The 16,020-nt window shown below is 73.8% G+C and carries 16 protein-coding genes and 1 tRNA gene; 8 read left to right on the top strand and 9 right to left on the bottom strand.

The genetic code is table 11. From position 1 onward, the window contains the following. Nucleotides 1–153 precede the first annotated feature (153 nt). The gene (locus ACSLTV_RS09650; protein WP_432134568.1) at nucleotides 154–1,209 is read right to left on the bottom strand and encodes an LLM class F420-dependent oxidoreductase; all 1,056 of its coding nucleotides are present in this window, start codon (nucleotides 1,207–1,209) and stop codon (nucleotides 154–156) included. Between the two features lie 163 nt (nucleotides 1,210–1,372). Here ACSLTV_RS09650 and ACSLTV_RS09645 point away from each other — a divergent pair, with 163 nt between their 5' ends. Together ACSLTV_RS09645 and ACSLTV_RS09640 are read left to right on the top strand one after the other, a co-directional pair. Then, on the top strand, nucleotides 1,373–2,359 hold the full coding sequence (locus tag ACSLTV_RS09645) for an aldo/keto reductase (protein ID WP_432134569.1): 987 nt from the start codon (nucleotides 1,373–1,375) through the stop codon (nucleotides 2,357–2,359). Next, on the top strand, nucleotides 2,356–4,680 hold the full coding sequence (locus ACSLTV_RS09640) for a helix-hairpin-helix domain-containing protein (protein WP_435611973.1): 2,325 nt from the start codon (nucleotides 2,356–2,358) through the stop codon (nucleotides 4,678–4,680). The genes ACSLTV_RS09645 and ACSLTV_RS09640 overlap by 4 nt, the downstream gene beginning before the upstream one ends. Before the next feature lie 41 nt (nucleotides 4,681–4,721). Here the strand turns inward: ACSLTV_RS09640 and ACSLTV_RS09635 are convergent, their stop codons facing one another. After that, nucleotides 4,722–5,447 (bottom strand): hypothetical protein, encoded by a 726-nt coding sequence (locus ACSLTV_RS09635; protein WP_432134571.1) that lies wholly within the window; start codon nucleotides 5,445–5,447, stop codon nucleotides 4,722–4,724. 47 nt (nucleotides 5,448–5,494) lie between these two features. Here ACSLTV_RS09635 and ACSLTV_RS09630 point away from each other — a divergent pair, with 47 nt between their 5' ends. Beyond that, nucleotides 5,495–5,683 carry a DUF5703 family protein gene (locus ACSLTV_RS09630; protein WP_432134572.1) on the top strand — a complete coding sequence of 63 codons (189 nt, stop codon included), beginning with the start codon at nucleotides 5,495–5,497 and terminating at the stop codon, nucleotides 5,681–5,683. Between the two features lie 59 nt (nucleotides 5,684–5,742). On the opposite strand, the gene ACSLTV_RS09625 is transcribed toward ACSLTV_RS09630, so the two are convergent. The 3 genes from ACSLTV_RS09625 to ACSLTV_RS09615 form a co-directional block, all read right to left on the bottom strand. After that, nucleotides 5,743–6,588, bottom strand: coding sequence for a chaplin (locus tag ACSLTV_RS09625; protein WP_435611972.1), 846 nt, complete (start codon nucleotides 6,586–6,588; stop codon nucleotides 5,743–5,745). Between the two features lie 140 nt (nucleotides 6,589–6,728). Continuing rightward, complete coding sequence (gene chpH, locus ACSLTV_RS09620) at nucleotides 6,729–6,962, bottom strand: chaplin ChpH (protein ID WP_432134574.1); 234 nt, start codon at nucleotides 6,960–6,962, stop codon at nucleotides 6,729–6,731. 175 nt (nucleotides 6,963–7,137) lie between these two features. After that, nucleotides 7,138–8,463, bottom strand: a complete 1,326-nt coding sequence (locus ACSLTV_RS09615) for a M20/M25/M40 family metallo-hydrolase (RefSeq protein ID WP_432134575.1) — start codon at nucleotides 8,461–8,463, stop codon at nucleotides 7,138–7,140. A 159-nt stretch (nucleotides 8,464–8,622) separates the two neighbouring features. On the opposite strand from ACSLTV_RS09615, the gene ACSLTV_RS09610 reads away from it, so the two are divergent. Continuing rightward, nucleotides 8,623–8,707, top strand: a tRNA-Leu gene (locus ACSLTV_RS09610). Nucleotides 8,708–8,799: 92 nt separating this feature from the next. Continuing rightward, on the top strand, nucleotides 8,800–9,246 hold the full coding sequence (locus ACSLTV_RS09605; protein ID WP_432155678.1) for a YchJ family protein: 447 nt from the start codon (nucleotides 8,800–8,802) through the stop codon (nucleotides 9,244–9,246). 59 nt (nucleotides 9,247–9,305) lie between these two features. Here ACSLTV_RS09605 and ACSLTV_RS09600 read toward each other — a convergent pair whose 3' ends face one another. After that, nucleotides 9,306–10,007: a FadR/GntR family transcriptional regulator gene (locus ACSLTV_RS09600; protein WP_432134577.1), complete on the bottom strand. Its 702-nt coding sequence runs from the start codon at nucleotides 10,005–10,007 to the stop codon at nucleotides 9,306–9,308. A 143-nt stretch (nucleotides 10,008–10,150) separates the two neighbouring features. On the opposite strand from ACSLTV_RS09600, the gene ACSLTV_RS09595 reads away from it, so the two are divergent. Then, entirely contained in the window at nucleotides 10,151–10,669 is a 519-nt protein-coding gene (locus ACSLTV_RS09595; RefSeq protein WP_432134578.1) for a gluconokinase, read from the top strand. 123 nt (nucleotides 10,670–10,792) lie between these two features. Further along, a complete protein-coding gene (locus ACSLTV_RS09590) occupies nucleotides 10,793–12,190 on the top strand; it encodes a GntP family permease (RefSeq protein WP_432134579.1) in 1,398 nt (465 codons plus the stop codon). A 75-nt stretch (nucleotides 12,191–12,265) separates the two neighbouring features. Here the strand turns inward: ACSLTV_RS09590 and ACSLTV_RS09585 are convergent, their stop codons facing one another. The 3 genes from ACSLTV_RS09585 to ACSLTV_RS09575 all read right to left on the bottom strand — a co-directional run bounded on the left by ACSLTV_RS09585 (nucleotide 12,266) and on the right by ACSLTV_RS09575 (nucleotide 14,749). Further along, nucleotides 12,266–12,892: a cytochrome b/b6 domain-containing protein gene (locus ACSLTV_RS09585; protein ID WP_432155676.1), complete on the bottom strand. Its 627-nt coding sequence runs from the start codon at nucleotides 12,890–12,892 to the stop codon at nucleotides 12,266–12,268. Next, entirely contained in the window at nucleotides 12,876–13,604 is a 729-nt protein-coding gene (locus ACSLTV_RS09580) for a molybdopterin-dependent oxidoreductase (RefSeq protein WP_432155675.1), read from the bottom strand. The genes ACSLTV_RS09585 and ACSLTV_RS09580 overlap by 17 nt, the downstream gene beginning before the upstream one ends. Nucleotides 13,605–13,810: 206 nt before the next feature. Further along, nucleotides 13,811–14,749, bottom strand: a complete 939-nt coding sequence (locus tag ACSLTV_RS09575; RefSeq protein ID WP_432134582.1) for a hypothetical protein — start codon at nucleotides 14,747–14,749, stop codon at nucleotides 13,811–13,813. Nucleotides 14,750–15,088: 339 nt separating this feature from the next. On the opposite strand from ACSLTV_RS09575, the gene ACSLTV_RS09570 reads away from it, so the two are divergent. Further along, nucleotides 15,089–15,982, top strand: coding sequence for a DMT family transporter (locus ACSLTV_RS09570; RefSeq protein ID WP_432134583.1), 894 nt, complete (start codon nucleotides 15,089–15,091; stop codon nucleotides 15,980–15,982). Nucleotides 15,983–16,020: the final 38 nt, after the last annotated feature.

Below are 16,020 nucleotides of genomic sequence, written 5' to 3'. Positions count from 1 at the left end.
CAACAGCAGGGTGCCGGCGGCTGGGCCGAAAGAAGGACGTGCCGGGTGCCGTCGGGGCGTAACCGGGCTCGCCCGGGCGCGTTGTTCCCGGTGACGGCCGTGGCGGGGAAGACCCCCGAGCCCCCACCACGGCCGCAGTGACCTTCCTCCCCGCTACGCCAGTCCGGCGCGCTCCAGCGCCGTCACGCCCGCGCGCAGGGAGGCGAGCCGCTCGTCGAGCGTGAAGCCGGCGGGGGCGAGGGTGAGGGTGGTGACGCCGGCCGCGGCGTAGGCGGCCATCCGGTCGGCGATCCGGTCGACCGAGCCCAGCAGCGTGGTGGCGTCGATCAGGTCGTGCGGTACGGCGGCGGCGGCGCCCTCCTTGTCGCCGGACAGGTACTTCTCCTGGATGTCGGCGGCGGCCTTCTCGTAGCCCATGCGACGGGCGAGCTGGTTGTAGAAGTTCTGCTTGAAACTGCCCATGCCGCCGACGTAGAGGGCGGTGTAGGGCCGGAAGGTGTCGGCGAGCCGCGCCACGTCCTGGTCGTCGCCGACGGCGAGCGGGAGCGTCGGGCAGACGTCGAAGCCTTCCATCGTCAGGCCCGCCTTCTCCCGGCCGGCCCGCAGGTGCTTCAGGGCGGTGTCCTCCAGGTGCTCGGCAGACGGGAAGATCAGCAGGGCTCCGTCGGCGATCTCGCCGGTCTGCTCCAGGTTCTTCGGGCCGATCGCGGCGATGTACAGCGGAATGTGCTCGCGCTGCGGGTGCACGGTGAGCTTGATCGGCTTGCCCGGCCCGCCCGGCAGGGGCAGCGTCCAGTGCTCGCCCTCGTGGGACAGGCGCTCGCGGGCCATGGCCTTGCGGACGATCTCGACGTACTCGCGGGTGCGGGACAGCGGCTTGTCGAACTTGACGCCGTACCACCCCTCGGAGACCTGCGGCCCGGAGACGCCGAGGCCGAGGCGGAAGCGGCCGCCGGAGAGGGAGTCGAGGGTCGCCGCCGTCATCGCGGTCATGGCGGGCTGGCGGGCGGGGATCTGGAAGATGGCCGAGCCGACGTCGATCCGCTCGGTCTGGGCGGCGACCCAGCTGAGCACGGTGGCCGCGTCCGAGCCGTAGGCCTCGGCGGCCCAGCAGACGGCGTACCCGAGGCGGTCGGCCTCCTGGGCGACGGCGAGGTTGTCCGCGTCCATCCCGGCACCCCAGTAGCCGAGGTTGATCCCTAGCTGCATGGCCGATTCCCCTTACTGATCAGTAACGACGCTGTCGTTCCGCACCCTAGCGCGGGCGGCTCCCGGGGACCGGCCCGGTGCGCCGCAGCGGGGCCCACCGGGCGGGAATTCCGTTGTCCACAGGCAACCCACGGCGCATATCTGGCCAGTAATCTCGGCGTTCATGGAGCAGAGGCATCTCGGCCGGACCGGCCTGCGCGTGTCCCGCATCGGGCTCGGCACCCTCACCTGGGGCCGGGACACCGACGAGCATGACGCCGCGGACCTGTTGAAGACCTTCTGGGAGGCCGGCGGCACCCTCGTCGACACGGCGGACGTGTACGGCGACGGGGAGGCCGAGTATCTGCTCGGGCGGCTGATCGACGGGCTGGTTCCGCGCCGGGAGGTGGTCATCGCCACCAAGGCGGGCAGCGTGCCCGACCCGGACCGCCGCGTCGACGGCTCCCGCGGGCATCTCCTCGCGGCCCTGGACGCCTCGCTGGACCGGCTGGGCACGGACCACGTCGACGTGTGGCACGTGCATGCCTTCGATCCGCACACCCCGTTGGAGGAGACCCTCCAGGCGCTGGACATAGCGGTCGCGAGCGGCCGCGCGCGCTACGCCGGCGTGTCCGGCTTCTGCGGCTGGCAGCTCGCCAAGGCGGGCACCTGGCAGCTGGCCGCGCCGGGGGCGCGGACCCGGCTGGCCAGTACGCAGATGGAGTACTCGCTGCTGCAGCGCGGCGTGGAGCGCGAGGTGCTGCCGGCCGCGCGGGACCTCGGGATCGGGCTGCTGCCGTCCTCCCCGCTGGGCCGGGGCGTGCTCACCGGGAAGTACCGGGGCGACGCCCTGCCGCCCGACTCGCGGGGCGCCTCGGAGCACTTCGCGCCGTTCGTGGAGCCGTATCTGGACGACACCGCGAGCCGGATCGTGGACGCGGTGACGACCGCGGCGGACGGGCTCGCGGTCACCCCGCTGCAGGTCGCGCTCGCCTGGGTGCGGGACCGGCCCGGAGTGACCGCCCCGGTCGTCGGCGCGCGCAACGCGCAGCAGCTCACGGCGGCTTTGTCAGTGGAGGCGCTTAGTCTTCCTGACGAGATCTGCCGGGCGCTCGACGATGTGTCGGCGCCCGTGCACCGCTATCCCGATCACGACTGGAGCACGCTGTGAGCACGGAACCGGAGACCACGCGGGACACGGAGCCGGAGGCCCCGGGGCTGCCGGAACCCGCGACCGGCGGCGGCGACAGGGCTCCGAGGGACACGTCCGACGCGTCGGACTCGGCGGACTCGCCGGACGCAGCGGACCCGCCGGAGGAGCCCGGCGCGGCGGGGACAGCCGGCGCGGCGGGCGCCGGGTCGGCCGCGGGGGACGGCGGCGCGGCGCAGCTCTCCGAGGCGGAGGCCGAACTCGCCGCCCAGCGGCTGGAGCGGGAACGCATCGAGCGGCGCAAGGCCGAGAAGGCGGGGCCCATCGCGAGCGGGACCGCACTGAGCGGGACGGCCGCCGATCTGCTCGCGGCCGTGCGGGCCGTGGAGAGCGGGGCGAAACCGCCGAGCACCGTGTTCGCCGAGCCACAGCCCGCGCCGCGCCGCCCCGCCCCCGCGCCGGAGCCGGCACGGCGCCCGCAGCCGGTGGCCGCCGGAGCCGCGGCCGCCCCCGCGCCCGCCGCGCAGACCGTCGCCGCGGTACGGGCGGTGCTGGCGTCCGGCGGAGCACCCGAGGCACTGGCCCCGCAGGTCGCCGCCGCGCTCGGTGATGGCGCCGACGACGCGCTGCGGTCGGACCCCTGGCAGTTGCTGCGGGTCGCCGGTGTGCGGCCCGAACAGGCCGACGGGTTCGCGCGGGCCCTGCTCGGCGCGGAGTGCCGCCCGGACGACGAGCGCAGGGGCCGCGCGGTGACGGTGTGGCTGCTGGAGCAGGCGGCCCTCGCCGGGCACACCGCGCTGGAGCTGCCCGCGCTGACCGCCGCGCTGGGCCGGCAGGGCGTTCCGGACGCCGACGCGGCCGTACAGAGCACCCTTGCGGAGGGCGAGGCGCTGGTCTTCCAGGACGCGCTGGACGAACCCGGTACGCCGACCGCACCCGCCCCGCGGCCGTCCGAGGGCTCCGAGCGGCCCGGGGACCGCGAACGGACCCCCGTCGGCGGAGGAGACGGAGGCGACGCGGGCTACGAGGGCGACACGGACCACGAGGACGGCGAGGACGGCGAGGCCCGCCCGGTCCGGGTGCTGGTCGGTCTGGAGCGGTACGCGCTCGCGGAGGAGAGCCTCGCCGACGGCCTGACCCGGATCGCCAACTCGCTCAGCGAGGAGGACACCGCCCGGTGGGAGCGGGCGGCGTCCGACGCGTCCGGCAGCGCGGCGGAGCTGATCCGGGCCGTCGCCGGACACGGCCTCGTGCTGCACACCGGCGGCGAGGCGGCGCGTGCCGAACCGGCCGCGCTGGTCGCCGCGGCCCGTTCCCTGGGCCTGCGCGCGGTCGCGGCCTGCCACACCCCGGACGGCGCGCGGCGGCTCACGGATCTGCTCGACGGGGCCGAGGACGGCACCGTCGTCACCGTGCACGACCTGCTCTCCGGAGCCGAGGGACCCGGCCGGGACGCCGACGGGGCGCTGGCCGTGGACCTCCTGGTGGTGCTGGACGCGCCCCAGCTGGACGTGGAGGGCGCGGCCGTGATCGCGGAGTCGCTGCCGGACGGGGCCCGGCTGGTGTTCAGCGGGGACCCGGCGCTGCTGTGGTCGGCCGGTCCGGGCCGGGTGTTCGCCGATCTGCTCACCGCGCGCGCGTGCCCGCAGATCGCCTCCCGCACCCCCGACCCGGGGCCGGTCGGTGAACTGGTCTCCGGGATCGGCGTCGGTGAGCTGAACCAGGTGGCGGCTCCCGGCAAGGAGATCGTGATCGTGCCGGTGCGGGACGCCGGTGAGGCCGTGCACCGGACGGTGCAGCTCGTTGCCGACTCGGTGCCCCGGGCCCTCGGGGTGCCACCGGAGCAGACGGTGGTGATCACGCCGGGCCACGGAGGCGCGGCGGGCACCCGGGCGCTCAACGCCGCGCTGAAAGAACGGCTGAATCCCGGCCCCGGCCGGTTCGCCGGCTTCGACCCCGGCGACCGGATCGCCTACTCCCCCGCGCCGGGCCGTACGGTCCCGGGTCAGGTCGTGGGGGCCGACGCGGAGGGACTGCGCCTGACGTGCGCGGGGACCTCCGTCGTCGTACCGAAGGAGCGGGTGGAGCAGTCCGTGCGGCACGGGTGGGCGCTGACCGCGCACCAGGCGGTCGGCGGCCGCTGGCCGGCGGCCGTTGTGGTGCTGCCCGGCGATGCGGCCCCGTTGCTGTCCCGCCCCTGGGTGTACACGGCCTTCGGCCGCGCCGAACGCCATCTGTCCGTCGTGCACGGTGTCGAGCAGGCCCTTGCCGCGGCGGTCGCCGGAGTTGCGGCCAAGCCCCGCACCACCCGCCTGCCGGCCCTTCTGCGCACCCAGCCCTGAGAGAAAGACCGGGAGCGCCCCTTCCGGGGCGCCCCTCGCGCCTACGGCTCCTCGACGTCCGCCACGTCCTCGCCGTCCACGGCGTCCTCGTCGTCCAGGGCGTCGCCGTCGTCCTCGGTGTCCGCCTCGTCCCCGTCCTCGTCGTCGAGGGCCCGCTCCAGCCCGTCGTCCGCGTCGTCGAACACCGCGCTGACGTCGAACCGGCAGATCACGCGCTGCGGATCGAGCTGTTCGAAGGGCGTCTCCAGCCACTCGCCGGGCTCGGCGGCCTCCTCCGCGGCGAGCACCCAGAGAGTGGAGTCGCCCTCCTCCAGGCCGAACTCCTTGTGCCGGGAGGCGATCTCGTCCGGCTCGTACTCGCCGAAGAGCACCCCCAGCGCCCCGGGCACGGTGTCCGTGTCCGCGCCGTCCTCGTCGTCCGCCGCCTCCACGCGCTGCGCCTGGGCCAGCAGGCGCTGCGGTTCGCCCACGGTGTAGTCGCGGCGGATCAGGACGCTCAGCGCACTCGGTTCCTCGGGCCCCGCGTAGGGCGGCAGCGCGTCCTCCGCCGCGGGGATCTCGAAGGGCGTGACCTCGTCGTACCGGTCGTAGAGGAGCTCGTCGTACACCTCGGCGGCCGCGGCCAGCTCGTTGAACGCCTCGTAGACGGCCGGGTCGTCCTCGCCCGACCGGCGTTCGACCGCGGCCAGGTGGCGGTCGAGCGCGGTCTTGACCGCCTCGGCGGCGGCGCGTACCTCGGCAGCGGTGGGCTGCGCAGCATCAGACATAGTGCAGACGCTATCCGTACCGGGGGCCGGCCCGCACAATAGATGCGATGCCGGAATACGAATTTGTCGACGTGTTCGTACCGCGCGGGGTCTCCCGCAAGGAGGCGACACGTCTGCTGACGGACCATGCGGAGTACGGACACTGGGAGTTGCACCGTCTGAGCCTGCTGCGCGACGGCAGCCGCAAGGTGCGGTTGCGCCGGCGGATCATCCGCCAGGTGCGCGCCACGTGGTGAGCCGAGACGGGAGCGGGGCCCGGCCGAAGTGGCCGGACCCCGCTTCGTCGTGTGCCGTGCTACACGGACTGGCGGGCCCGGCGGTAGAGGATCGTGCCCGCGAGCAGTGCGCCCGCGCCGGCGGGCAGGACGAGCCCCAGCGGGACGTCGCCGCCGGTGTGCGCGAGCTGCTCCGGACCGGTCTCCCGAGCCGCGGAGGAGGCACCGGTGGGCGTCAGATGCCGGGGGGCGGGGGCGTCGGCCTGGACCGGCTCGCCCTGGCTGCCGACTCCGCCGGGGGCGTCGTGACCGCCCGGGGTGCCGGGCTGGTGCTTCGAGCCGCCCGGCGGCGTGCCGTGGTGGACGCCCGGGCCGCTCTCGCAGTCGTTGCCGAACGCCCCGTTGCCGACGCCGACCACGTTCACGCTGTTGCCGCACACGTTCACCGGCACGTCGATCGGGGCCTGGACGTGGTTTCCGGAGCCGATGCCGGGGGAACCGCCGGTGTGTCCGCCCGCCTGCGCGCCCCCGGAGCCGCCGTGCGCCCCGGAGCCGCCGTGCGTGCCTGAGCCGCCGTGCGTGCCTGAGCCGCCGTGCGTGCCTGAGCCGCCCTGCTCACTCTGGCTGCCGGAGCCGCTGCCGGAGCTGCCGGATCCGCTGCCGCCGGTGCCGGTGTGCGCCGAGCCGGTGTTGGCGCACGAGTTGCCGACCGCCGGGTTGAGGATGCCGACGACGTCCACGGTGTTCCCGCAGACGTTGACCGGGGCGTTCACCGGCGCCTGCACGGTGTTGCCGGAGAGCACGCCGGGGGAATCCGAGGTGGCCCCCATGGCACCGGAATCGGCCTGGGCGTATCCGCCTGCGGCGGCGATCACCCCCGTGGCCGCCGCCATCGTCATAAGGCCTTTCCGGGTGACCTGTCGCATATGCTGAATCCCTGCTTCCGTCCGTCCTCGACACTCACGGAAATGTTCGTGACATCAGTTTCTGAAAAACCGGCGGCCCCGGAGCGCATGGCGCACGCCCCGGGGCCGCCGATGTGGACGACCCCCTCAGCGGGCGTACGTCACTGGTTGACGCAGGTGTTGCCGAAGGCGGGGTTCAGCAGCCCGATCACGGAGACCGTGTTGCCGCAGACGTTCACCGGGATGTGCACGGGCACCTGAACGACGTTGCCGGAGGCGACGCCCGGGGAGTGCACGGCGGCACCCTGAGCACCCGCGTCGGCAACGGCCAGGCCCGCGCCCGCGAGAACCAGCCCACCAGTGGCAGCCGCAGCAGCGACGACCTTCTTGATCATTATTCCTCCTTGTTGGCAATGCGATCCCAAGCAGCGGACCACGTCACCAGTAACGAGGAGGGGATATTGGGGCTACGAGCCCATGGTCGCATTCACTCTCCCCAGTCATTTTCCGTACACGCGACCGAATAACTGAAGTCCCTTTCCCGAGGGAGAATTCAGACCGGCGGGCGGTTCAGGAGGCGTCGATGAAGCGGTCGAGCACCCGTACGCCGAACCGGAGTCCGTCCACCGGCACCCGCTCGTCGACACCGTGGAACATGCCGGCGAAGTCCAGCTCCGGCGGCAGCTTCAGCGGGGCGAAGCCGAACCCGCGGATGCCGAGGTCGTCGAAGGACTTGGCGTCGGTGCCGCCCGAGAGCATGTACGGGACGGCCTTCGCGGTGGGGTCCTCGGCGAGCAGCGCGGACTGCATGGCGTCGACCAGCGCGCCGTCGAAGGAGGTCTCCAGCGCCTTGTCGGAGTGCACGTCCTCGCGGCTGACCCGGGGGCCGAGGAGGCGGTCCAGGTCGGCGAGGAACTCCTCCTCGTGGCCGGGCAGGAACCGCCCGTCGAGGTGGGCCGTGGCCTCGCCGGGGATGACGTTGACCTTGTAACCGGCGCCGAGCTGGGTGGGGTTGGCGGTGTTGCTGAGGGTCGCGCCGATGAGCTTGGCGATGCCGCCCAGCCGGGCGAGGGTGGACTCCATGTCCTCCGGGTCCAGTTCGGTGCCGAGGGCGTCGCCGAGCTCGTCCAGGAAGGCCCGGGTGGTCTTGGTGACGCGCACCGGGAAGGTGTGCCGGCCGACCCGGGCGACCGCCTCCGACAGCTCGGTGATGGCGTTGTCCCGGTGGATCATCGAGCCGTGCCCGGCGGTGCCGGCGACGGTCAGCTTCATCCAGTGCATGCCCTTCTCGGCCGTCTGGATGAGGTAGAGCCGTCGCTGCTCGCTCACCGTGAAGGAGAAGCCGCCGACCTCGCTGATGGCCTCGGTGACGCCCTCGAAGAGGTCCGGGTGGTGGTCGACGAGGTGCCGGGCGCCGTAGGTGCCGCCCGCCTCCTCGTCGGCGAGGAAGGCGAGCACGATGTCGCGCGGGGGCCGGCGGCCGCTGCGCAGCCGGTCGCGTACGACGGCGAGGGTCATGGCGTCCATGTCCTTCATGTCGACGGCGCCGCGTCCCCACACGCAGCCGTCGGCGACCTCGCCGGAGAAGGGGTGGTGGGTCCAGTCGACGGCGTTCGCCGGTACGACGTCGAGGTGGCCGTGGATGAGCAGCGCGGGCCGGGACGGGTCCTCGCCCTCGATGCGGGCCACCGTGGAGGCCCGGCCCGGATGGGATTCGAAGATCTCCGGTTCCAGGCCGACCTCGGCGAGCTTCCCGGCGACGTACTCGGCCGCCGCGCGCTCGCCGGGCCCCGAGTGGTCGCCGTAGTTGCTGGTGTCGAACTGGATCAGCTCGCGGCACAGGTCCACGACCTCGTCCTCGCCGGTGACGCCCCTGGCCGAGTCGGTCTCGCTCACGCTGCTTCCTCCCGCTGTCGCTGCTGGTGGTTCCCTTCATCCTCCCTCCCCCGCCCCCGGCCGGGCACGCCCCCGGGGGCAGCCCGTGATCGGGCACCTCCGAAAGCCTGGTAATGTTTACCTCGTCGCCGCGGGTGAGACCCCGACGACAGACACCTTGTCCGGGTGGCGGAATGGCAGACGCGCTAGCTTGAGGTGCTAGTGCCCTTTATCGGGCGTGGGGGTTCAAGTCCCCCCTCGGACACTTGAACGGCGAGGGCCGCGACGCGAGTCGCGGCCCTCGCTCGTTGTCGTCCCCGGCGAGGTGGGGCAGCGCGGGGCGGCACAATGGTGGCCATGGCCCGTCGCACCGCTCGTCCCGCCCGTCCTCCGCGTTCCGCTCCCCCCGCGAGTCCGGCCGCGTGCCCGTGCGGATCGGCCGAGCCGTACGACGCGTGCTGCGGCCGGCTCCACCGCGGGGAGGCCGCCGCGCCGACGGCGGAGCGGCTGATGCGGTCGCGGTACAGCGCGTTCGTGTGCGGCGATGCGGACTACCTGCTGCGGACCTGGCACCCGCGGACCCGGCCGGCGCGGCTGGAGCTGGATCCGGGGACCCGCTGGACGGGGCTGGAGATCCTGGCGACCGCGGACGGCACGGCGTTCCACACCACCGGGACCGTGGAGTTCCGGGCGTCACACCGGGGCGGTGCGCTGCGCGAGCGCAGCCGGTTCGAGCGGGTGGACGGGGCCTGGGTGTACGTCGACGGGGAGTTCCCCGAGGCCGGGGACGTCCCCGGCAGGTGAAACCCGCGGTGAGATCCGCGCCGCAGCCGGCGCCGGGCGTGCGGGTGCCGCAGGGCGCGCTACGGGGCCAGGATGTCCAGTTCCTGGAGTGCGCCCACCGTGATCTCCCGGGTCAGCTGTTCGGCGCGGGCCGCGTCGCCCTCACGGACGGCGGCGGCGACCTGCACGTGCAGGGTGACGGCGGCCGGATCGGGGTCCTCGAACATCACCTCGTGCTGTGTACGGCCGGTCAGCACCTCCGCGACGACATCGCCGAGCCGGGCGAACATCTCGTTGCCGGAGGCGGCGAGGACGACCCGGTGGAACGCCACGTCGTGGAGCAGATAGCCCTCCAGGCGGTGGCCGCGCGAGTGGGCCACCATGCCGAGCGCCGCCGCGGTCAGCTCGGCACACTGCTCGGCCGTGGCGTGCCGGGCGGCCAGACCTGCCGCCACCGGTTCGACGGCCGAGCGCAGCACGGTGAGCGAACGCAGCTGCCGGGGGCGGTCGGCGCCGGCCAGCCGCCAGCGGATGACCTGCGGGTCGTACACGTTCCACTCGTTCTGCGGGAGCACCGTCACGCCCACCCGGCGCCGCGACTCGACGAGGTGCATGGACTCCAGTACCCGGACCGCCTCGCGCATCACCGAGCGTGAGACGTCGAAACGCTGGGCGAGTTCATCGGTGCGCAGAACGCTGCCCGGCGGGTACTCGCCCGCGGTGATCGCGGGGCCGAGGGTGTCGAGTACATGGCCGTGCAGACCTCGGCCCGGTGTGGTCATGCACACAGAGTACGGGGTACGTCACGGGCTCAAAAAGTCAGACTTATTTGAAGCTGACTCTTGAATTCGTCGTACCTATGGGTTTCAGTACAGGGCGACGCCGGACGGCCCGGCGTCGATGGCGAGGAAGACAGCGAGGCAGCATGCTTACCCCTCACGTCGTCGTGGTGATGGGCGTCTCCGGCACGGGCAAGACCACGATCGGTCCGCTGGTCGCCGCCCGGCTCGGTGTTCCCTACGCCGAGGGAGACGCGTTCCATCCGCCGGCCAACATCGCCAAGATGTCGGACGGTGTCCCCCTCGGCGACGAGGACCGGTGGCCCTGGCTGGACGCCATCGGGGCCTGGGCACACAGCCGCTCGGGGCTGGGCGGCGTGGTCAGCTGCTCCGCGCTGAAGCGGTCGTACCGCGACCGGCTGCGGGCCGCCGCCCCCGACGTGCTGTTCCTGCACCTCACGGGCGACCGGGAGCTGATCGCGGGCCGGATGGGGCAGCGGCGGGGGCACTTCATGCCGACCGCGCTGCTGGACTCCCAGTTCGCCACGCTCCAGCCGCTCGCGGCGGACGAGGCGGGCGTGTCCGTCGACGTCGGCGGCAGCCCCGAGGAGATCGCCGACCGGGCCGTCCGGGCCCTGGACCGGCTCCCCGACACCGCCGTGTAGTACCCGCGGGCGCCCCACCACCGAGAAGTACCTGCCGGCACCTCCACCGCCGCGCAGTGGACCTCCCCTGCCCGCATCCCCGTAAACCCGTAGCCCTGTACTCCGTACCTGCAAGGGAACCCCGTGACCAGACTCAGAGTCGAGATGCTGGCAGCGGACACCGTCGAGCCGATCACCTCGGCCGGCCATGCCCGGCTGGGCGTCGCCGTGCTGGCCGGCATCGCCGTCATCGTCCTGCTCATCACCAAGTTCAAGCTCCACGCCTTCCTGTCGCTCACCATCGGCTCGCTCGCGCTGGGCGCGTTCGCCGGTGCGCCACTGGACAAGGCGATATCCAGCTTCACCGCCGGGCTCGGCGCCACGGTGGCCGGCGTGGGCGTGCTGATCGCCCTGGGCGCGATCCTCGGCAAGCTGCTCGCGGACTCGGGCGGCGCCGACCAGATCGTCGACACGATCCTGGCCAAGGCGGGTGGCCGGGCCATGCCGTGGGCGATGGTGCTGATCGCCTCGGTGATCGGGCTGCCGCTGTTCTTCGAGGTCGGCGTGGTACTGCTGATCCCCGTCGTGCTGATGGTCGCCCGGCGCGGCAACTACTCGCTCATGCGGATCGGGATTCCGGCCCTGGCCGGTCTGTCCGTGATGCACGGCCTGGTGCCGCCGCACCCCGGCCCCCTGGTCGCCATCGACGCGGTCGGGGCCGACCTGGGGGTGACCCTGGCGCTGGGTGTCCTGGTCGCCGTCCCGACGGTCGTCGTCGCCGGTCCGCTGTTCTCCCGCTACGCGGCCCGTTGGGTGGACGTGCCGGCGCCGGACGGGCTGGTCCCGCAGCGCGCGTCGGAGGATCTGGCGCGGCGCCCCGGCTTCGGCGCCACGCTGGCGACGATCCTGCTGCCGGTCGTGCTGATGCTGTCCAAGGCACTGGTCGACATCGTCGTGGACGACCCGGAGCACACCGTGCAGCGCGTCTTCGACGTGGTCGGCTCACCGCTGATCGCCCTGCTCGCGGCCGTGATCGTCGGCATCTTCACGCTCGGCAGGCCGGCCGGGTTCTCCAGGGAGCGGATCTCCGGCCTGGTCGACAAGGGGCTCGCGCCGATCGCGGGCATCCTGCTGATCGTCGGCGCGGGCGGCGGCTTCAAGCAGACCCTGATCGACTGCGGGGTGGGCCGGATGGTCCTGGACATCTCCGAGGACTGGTCGATCCCGGCGCTGCTGCTGGCCTGGCTGATCGCCGTGGTCATCCGGCTGGCCACCGGCTCCGCGACCGTGGCGACCGTGTCGGCGGCCGGTCTGGTGGCGCCGCTTGCCGCCGACATGTCGACCACCCACGCGGCCCTGCTGGTCCTCGCCATCGGCGCCGGCTCGCTCTTCTTCAGCCATGTCAACGACGCCGGGTTCTGGCTGGTCAAGGAGTACTTCGGGGTCAGTGTCGGGCAGAACCTGAAGACCTGGTCCGCGATGGAGACGATCATCTCGGTGGTCGCGGGCGGCCTCGTCCTGCTGCTCTCGCTGATCATCTAGCCGGAGGTCCGGGGACACGACGAGGAGGGCCCGCCCGCGCCGGGAAGCGCGGGCGGGCCCTGGTCCGTCCCGGGTTCACCGGCGCCAGAGGGGGTGCTCCCGCTCGGCCCAGGCCGGGCTGACCGAGCCGGTGCGCATACCGCGGCGGGCCTCGGGGTCGCCGAGGGCCATGCCGACGTGGCCGGCGAGGACGATGCCGATGGTCAGGGCCAGCCAGTCGTGGACGAAGGTCGCGCTGGTGCGCCACTGCACCGGGGTGAGGTGGGTGAACCACATCAGCAGCCCGGTGCCGAGCATCACGAGCGTGGCCCCGGCGATCCAGGAGGCGTAGATCTTCTGACCGGCGTTGAACTTGTCCGCCGGGCGGGACTCGCGTCGCCGGTCCCGGCGCAGCGCCGCCCGCAGCCAGAGCCGGTCGTGCGCGCCGAAGCGGTTCAGCCGGCCGAGGTCGGCGCGGAAGGCCCGGGAGGCGAGGCCGGCCAGGACGGGCACGGGCAGGGCGAGCCCGGCCCACTCGTGGACGCGCACCACCAGGGCACGGCGGCCGACGAGTTCGGCGAGCTGCGGAAGGTAGAGGCAGGCGGCGCTGGCCACGCACACGCCCATCAGCAGGGCGGTGGCACGGTGGATCCAGCGTTCGGCGCGGCTGAAGCGCCGCACGCGGGTGGTGGCCGCCGGGGCCGGATCAAGTCGTAGGGTCATCGTCCCGTCCGTTCGACCGGCCGACCCAGGCGTCGACGTCGTAGCCGCGCTTCTCCCAGTAGCCGGGGCGCACGTCCTCTGTGACGGTGATGCCGGAGAGCCACTTGGCGGACTTGTAGAAGTACATCGGGGCCACGTAGAGGCGGACCGGGCCGCCGTGGTTGTGGCCGAGGTCCTCGTCCTGCATGCGCAGGGCGACGAGGACGTCGGCGCGGCGGGCCTGGTCGAGGGTGAGGCTCTCGGAGTAGGCGCCGTCGAAGCAGGTGAAGCGGACCGCGCCGGCGTCGGCGCGCACGCCGGCCGCGTCCAGCAGCGCCGACAGCCGCACCCCCTCGAAGGGGGTCTGGGGGACCCGCCAGCCGGTGACGCACTGGACGTCCTTGACCAGGCGGGTCTGCGGGAGCGCCTTGAGGTCGGCGAGGGTGTAGGAGCGGGGGTGGTCGACCAGGCCGTCGACGGTGAGGCGGTAGTCGGTGGCGCTCCTGTGCGGGACCGAGGAGGTCACCGAGTAGTAGCGGAAGCCACCGCCGTTGGGGAGCAGGCCGGTCAGGCCGGTGGGGTCCTTCTGGGCGGCGTTGCCGAGCAGGGTCTCCATGCCGCGCTGCAGCGGGGGCGCGGCGGCGACGCCGAGCGCGCCCAGGGCGAGGGTGCCGAGGAAGACGCGTCGGCCGACCGGCGCGCCGCGGCCCTGCGGTGGTGGTTCCTGGTTCACCCGTCCATTCGAGCACCCGGCCGCCGGGCCGGGCCAGGGGCGGGGGCCGGCCGTCAGAATTCCGTCATCACTCGGGAGGGGCTCCGGTCAGCAACGGCCGGGGCCCCGCCGTCACTCGGGTGACGGCCTCGGCCGCCGGCCGCGGCCGGCCTCGGTCCGGCCCGGCTCCGGGGGACTCGTGCTGTCCCGCCGCTCCGGTGAACGTGTCACGACCGGCCCACGGCCACCCGGAGTCCGCTTCTGCCGAGTGCCGCCGCCCGCGCGGTCCGGAACGCGGCGCGCGGATCGCGGTCCGGGTAGGCCCACGGTACGGCGGTGGCGTGGTCGCCGATCCGGTGGAAGAGCGCGGCGGCCTCGGCCCCCTGGCCCTCGCAGACCTTGGCGTGGGCGAGGAAGTTCAGGTCGAGCAGCCGGCGCGGATGGTCGTCGCGCTCCCACTCCAGCCACCAGTCGAAGGCGGCCTTCAGCACGTCCCGGGCCCGGTCGTCCGACCAGTGTCCGGAGGCGAACGGGTCGTCGGGCGCGAAGCCGTGGACGGCCAGGACTCGGTAGCGCTCGGCGTGCGCCACCACCGGCAGGAGGGCGAGCGGCGAGTCGGCGGGTGCGCGCTCGGCGGCCCAGGCGGCGAACTCGTGGACCTCGTGCAGCGGGTCCGGGCCGGCGGCGGCGCGGCGCTCGGCGAGCCGGGCGACCAGCAGGTGGTGGGCCTGGTGGTGGTCGGGACAGCGGTCCCGGACCTCCTCGAACAGCCGGATCGCCGCCGGGCCGCCCTCGCTCTCCAGCATCAGCAGGCCGAGCCAGGGGGTGGGGTCGGCGGGTGCGCGACTCGCGGCGTCCCGGCAGGCGGCGCGGGCCCGGTCGGGGTGCTCCCGGCCGCGCAGCGCCCGGTGGACCAGGGCGAGGGCGAGCAGGGCGAGGGCGTCGGGGGAGCCGGGGTCGGCGAGCAGCCAGTCGCGGGCCCACGGGGCGGCGTAGGGGTCGGCCGCGAGGACGGTGAGCCGGTGGCCGCGGCGGTCCCAGTCGTCGCCGGTGCGGGCGAGCAGGGAGCGGGCGGCGCGGCGGCGGCCCTGGGTGAGCGCGGCCCGGGCGGCGCGCAGTTCCGCGTCGTCCAGGGCGGGGTCGAGCAGGGGCGGGGGTGAAGGCACCGCAAGGTTCCTCGTCAACGGTACGGTTTCGGCGTGCGATCGGCCGATGACGCACAGCAAAGCCCTAGCCGACGTTCAGCGTCAAGTGCCACTGGACCATGACAACCGTCAACTGGACTTTTGACGGCTGAAGTTGACCGGCCCGGCCGTGCCGGGTGCCGCGCGGGGGGTACGCGTGCGGCGCCGGTGTGGCGCACGCCATGGCGAGGGCGGGCCGGGCCGCCCACGATGGCGCGAGACGTTCCCTCCCGGGGGCGCACCCGGAGCGGCGGGGGCGCGGGGCGGCTACAGTCGGCCCCTACGCACCCGCCGTCCGGTCGGATGATCGAGGTATCCAGCGTGTCGGTTCTGGTTCTTGTTCTCGCCGTGAGCGCCGCGTGCTGCCTGGGGTTCGGATTCGTGCTCCAGCAGAGCGCCGCGCAGGAGGCGCCCCTGGGGGACTTCCTCTCGCCCCGGCTGCTGCTCGACCTGATGCGGGTGCCGCGCTGGCTGGGCGGCATCGCCCTGATGGCGGCCGGCATGGCGCTGGGCGCGCTCGCGCTCGGCCTCGGTGAGGTCTCCCTGGTGGAACCGCTCCTGGCGACGAACCTGCTGTTCGCGCTGGTGCTGTCGCGGCGCCGCACCGGACAGCCGCTGGGCCGGCAGGGCTGGGTGGGTCTGGCGCTGCTGGCCGGCGGGGTCGGCGCGTTCATCGTGGCGGGCGAGCCGCGCGGCGGCAGCGCGAGCGCCGGTGGGCTCCGGCAGTGGCTGATCATCGGGGTGATGCTGGGGCTGGCGCTGCTGCTGACGACCTGCGCCAAGCGCTCGCGGCTCGCCGCCGGGCCGGTGCTGCTGGCGCTGGCGGCCGGGCTGGTGTACGGCGTGCAGGACGCGCTGACCCGGGTGAGCGGGGAGCGTTTCGGTCACGGCGGCATGCTGGAGCTGCTGGCAGGCTGGCAGCCGTACGCGGTGCTGGCGCTGGGGGTGACCGGGCTGGTCCTGGTGCAGAGCGCGTTCGAGACGGCCCCGCTGCGGATGTCCCTGCCCGCGCTGACCGCCGCCCAGCCGCTGGCCGGGATCGTCTGCGGGGTGGGCTTCCTCGGCGACCGGCTGCGCACCGGCGCGGGCGCGCTGGCCTGGGAGGCGGCGGGGCTGGCGGGGGTCGTCGTGGGCATCGTGCTGCTCGGGCTGCACCCGGCGATGCCGTGCGGACCGGTGCCGCGGGGCGAGATGGCCGCCGTACGGGTGCGCTGACACCGACGAGGACCCCTCCCGGACGGCTTCCCGGTACG

The organism is Streptomyces sp. bgisy159, assembly GCF_965341775.1.
In the GTDB taxonomy this organism is placed as follows: domain Bacteria; phylum Actinomycetota; class Actinomycetes; order Streptomycetales; family Streptomycetaceae; genus Streptomyces.
Note: the sequence above shows the minus strand (reverse complement) of the source record. Positions and strands in the feature narration are given on the sequence as shown.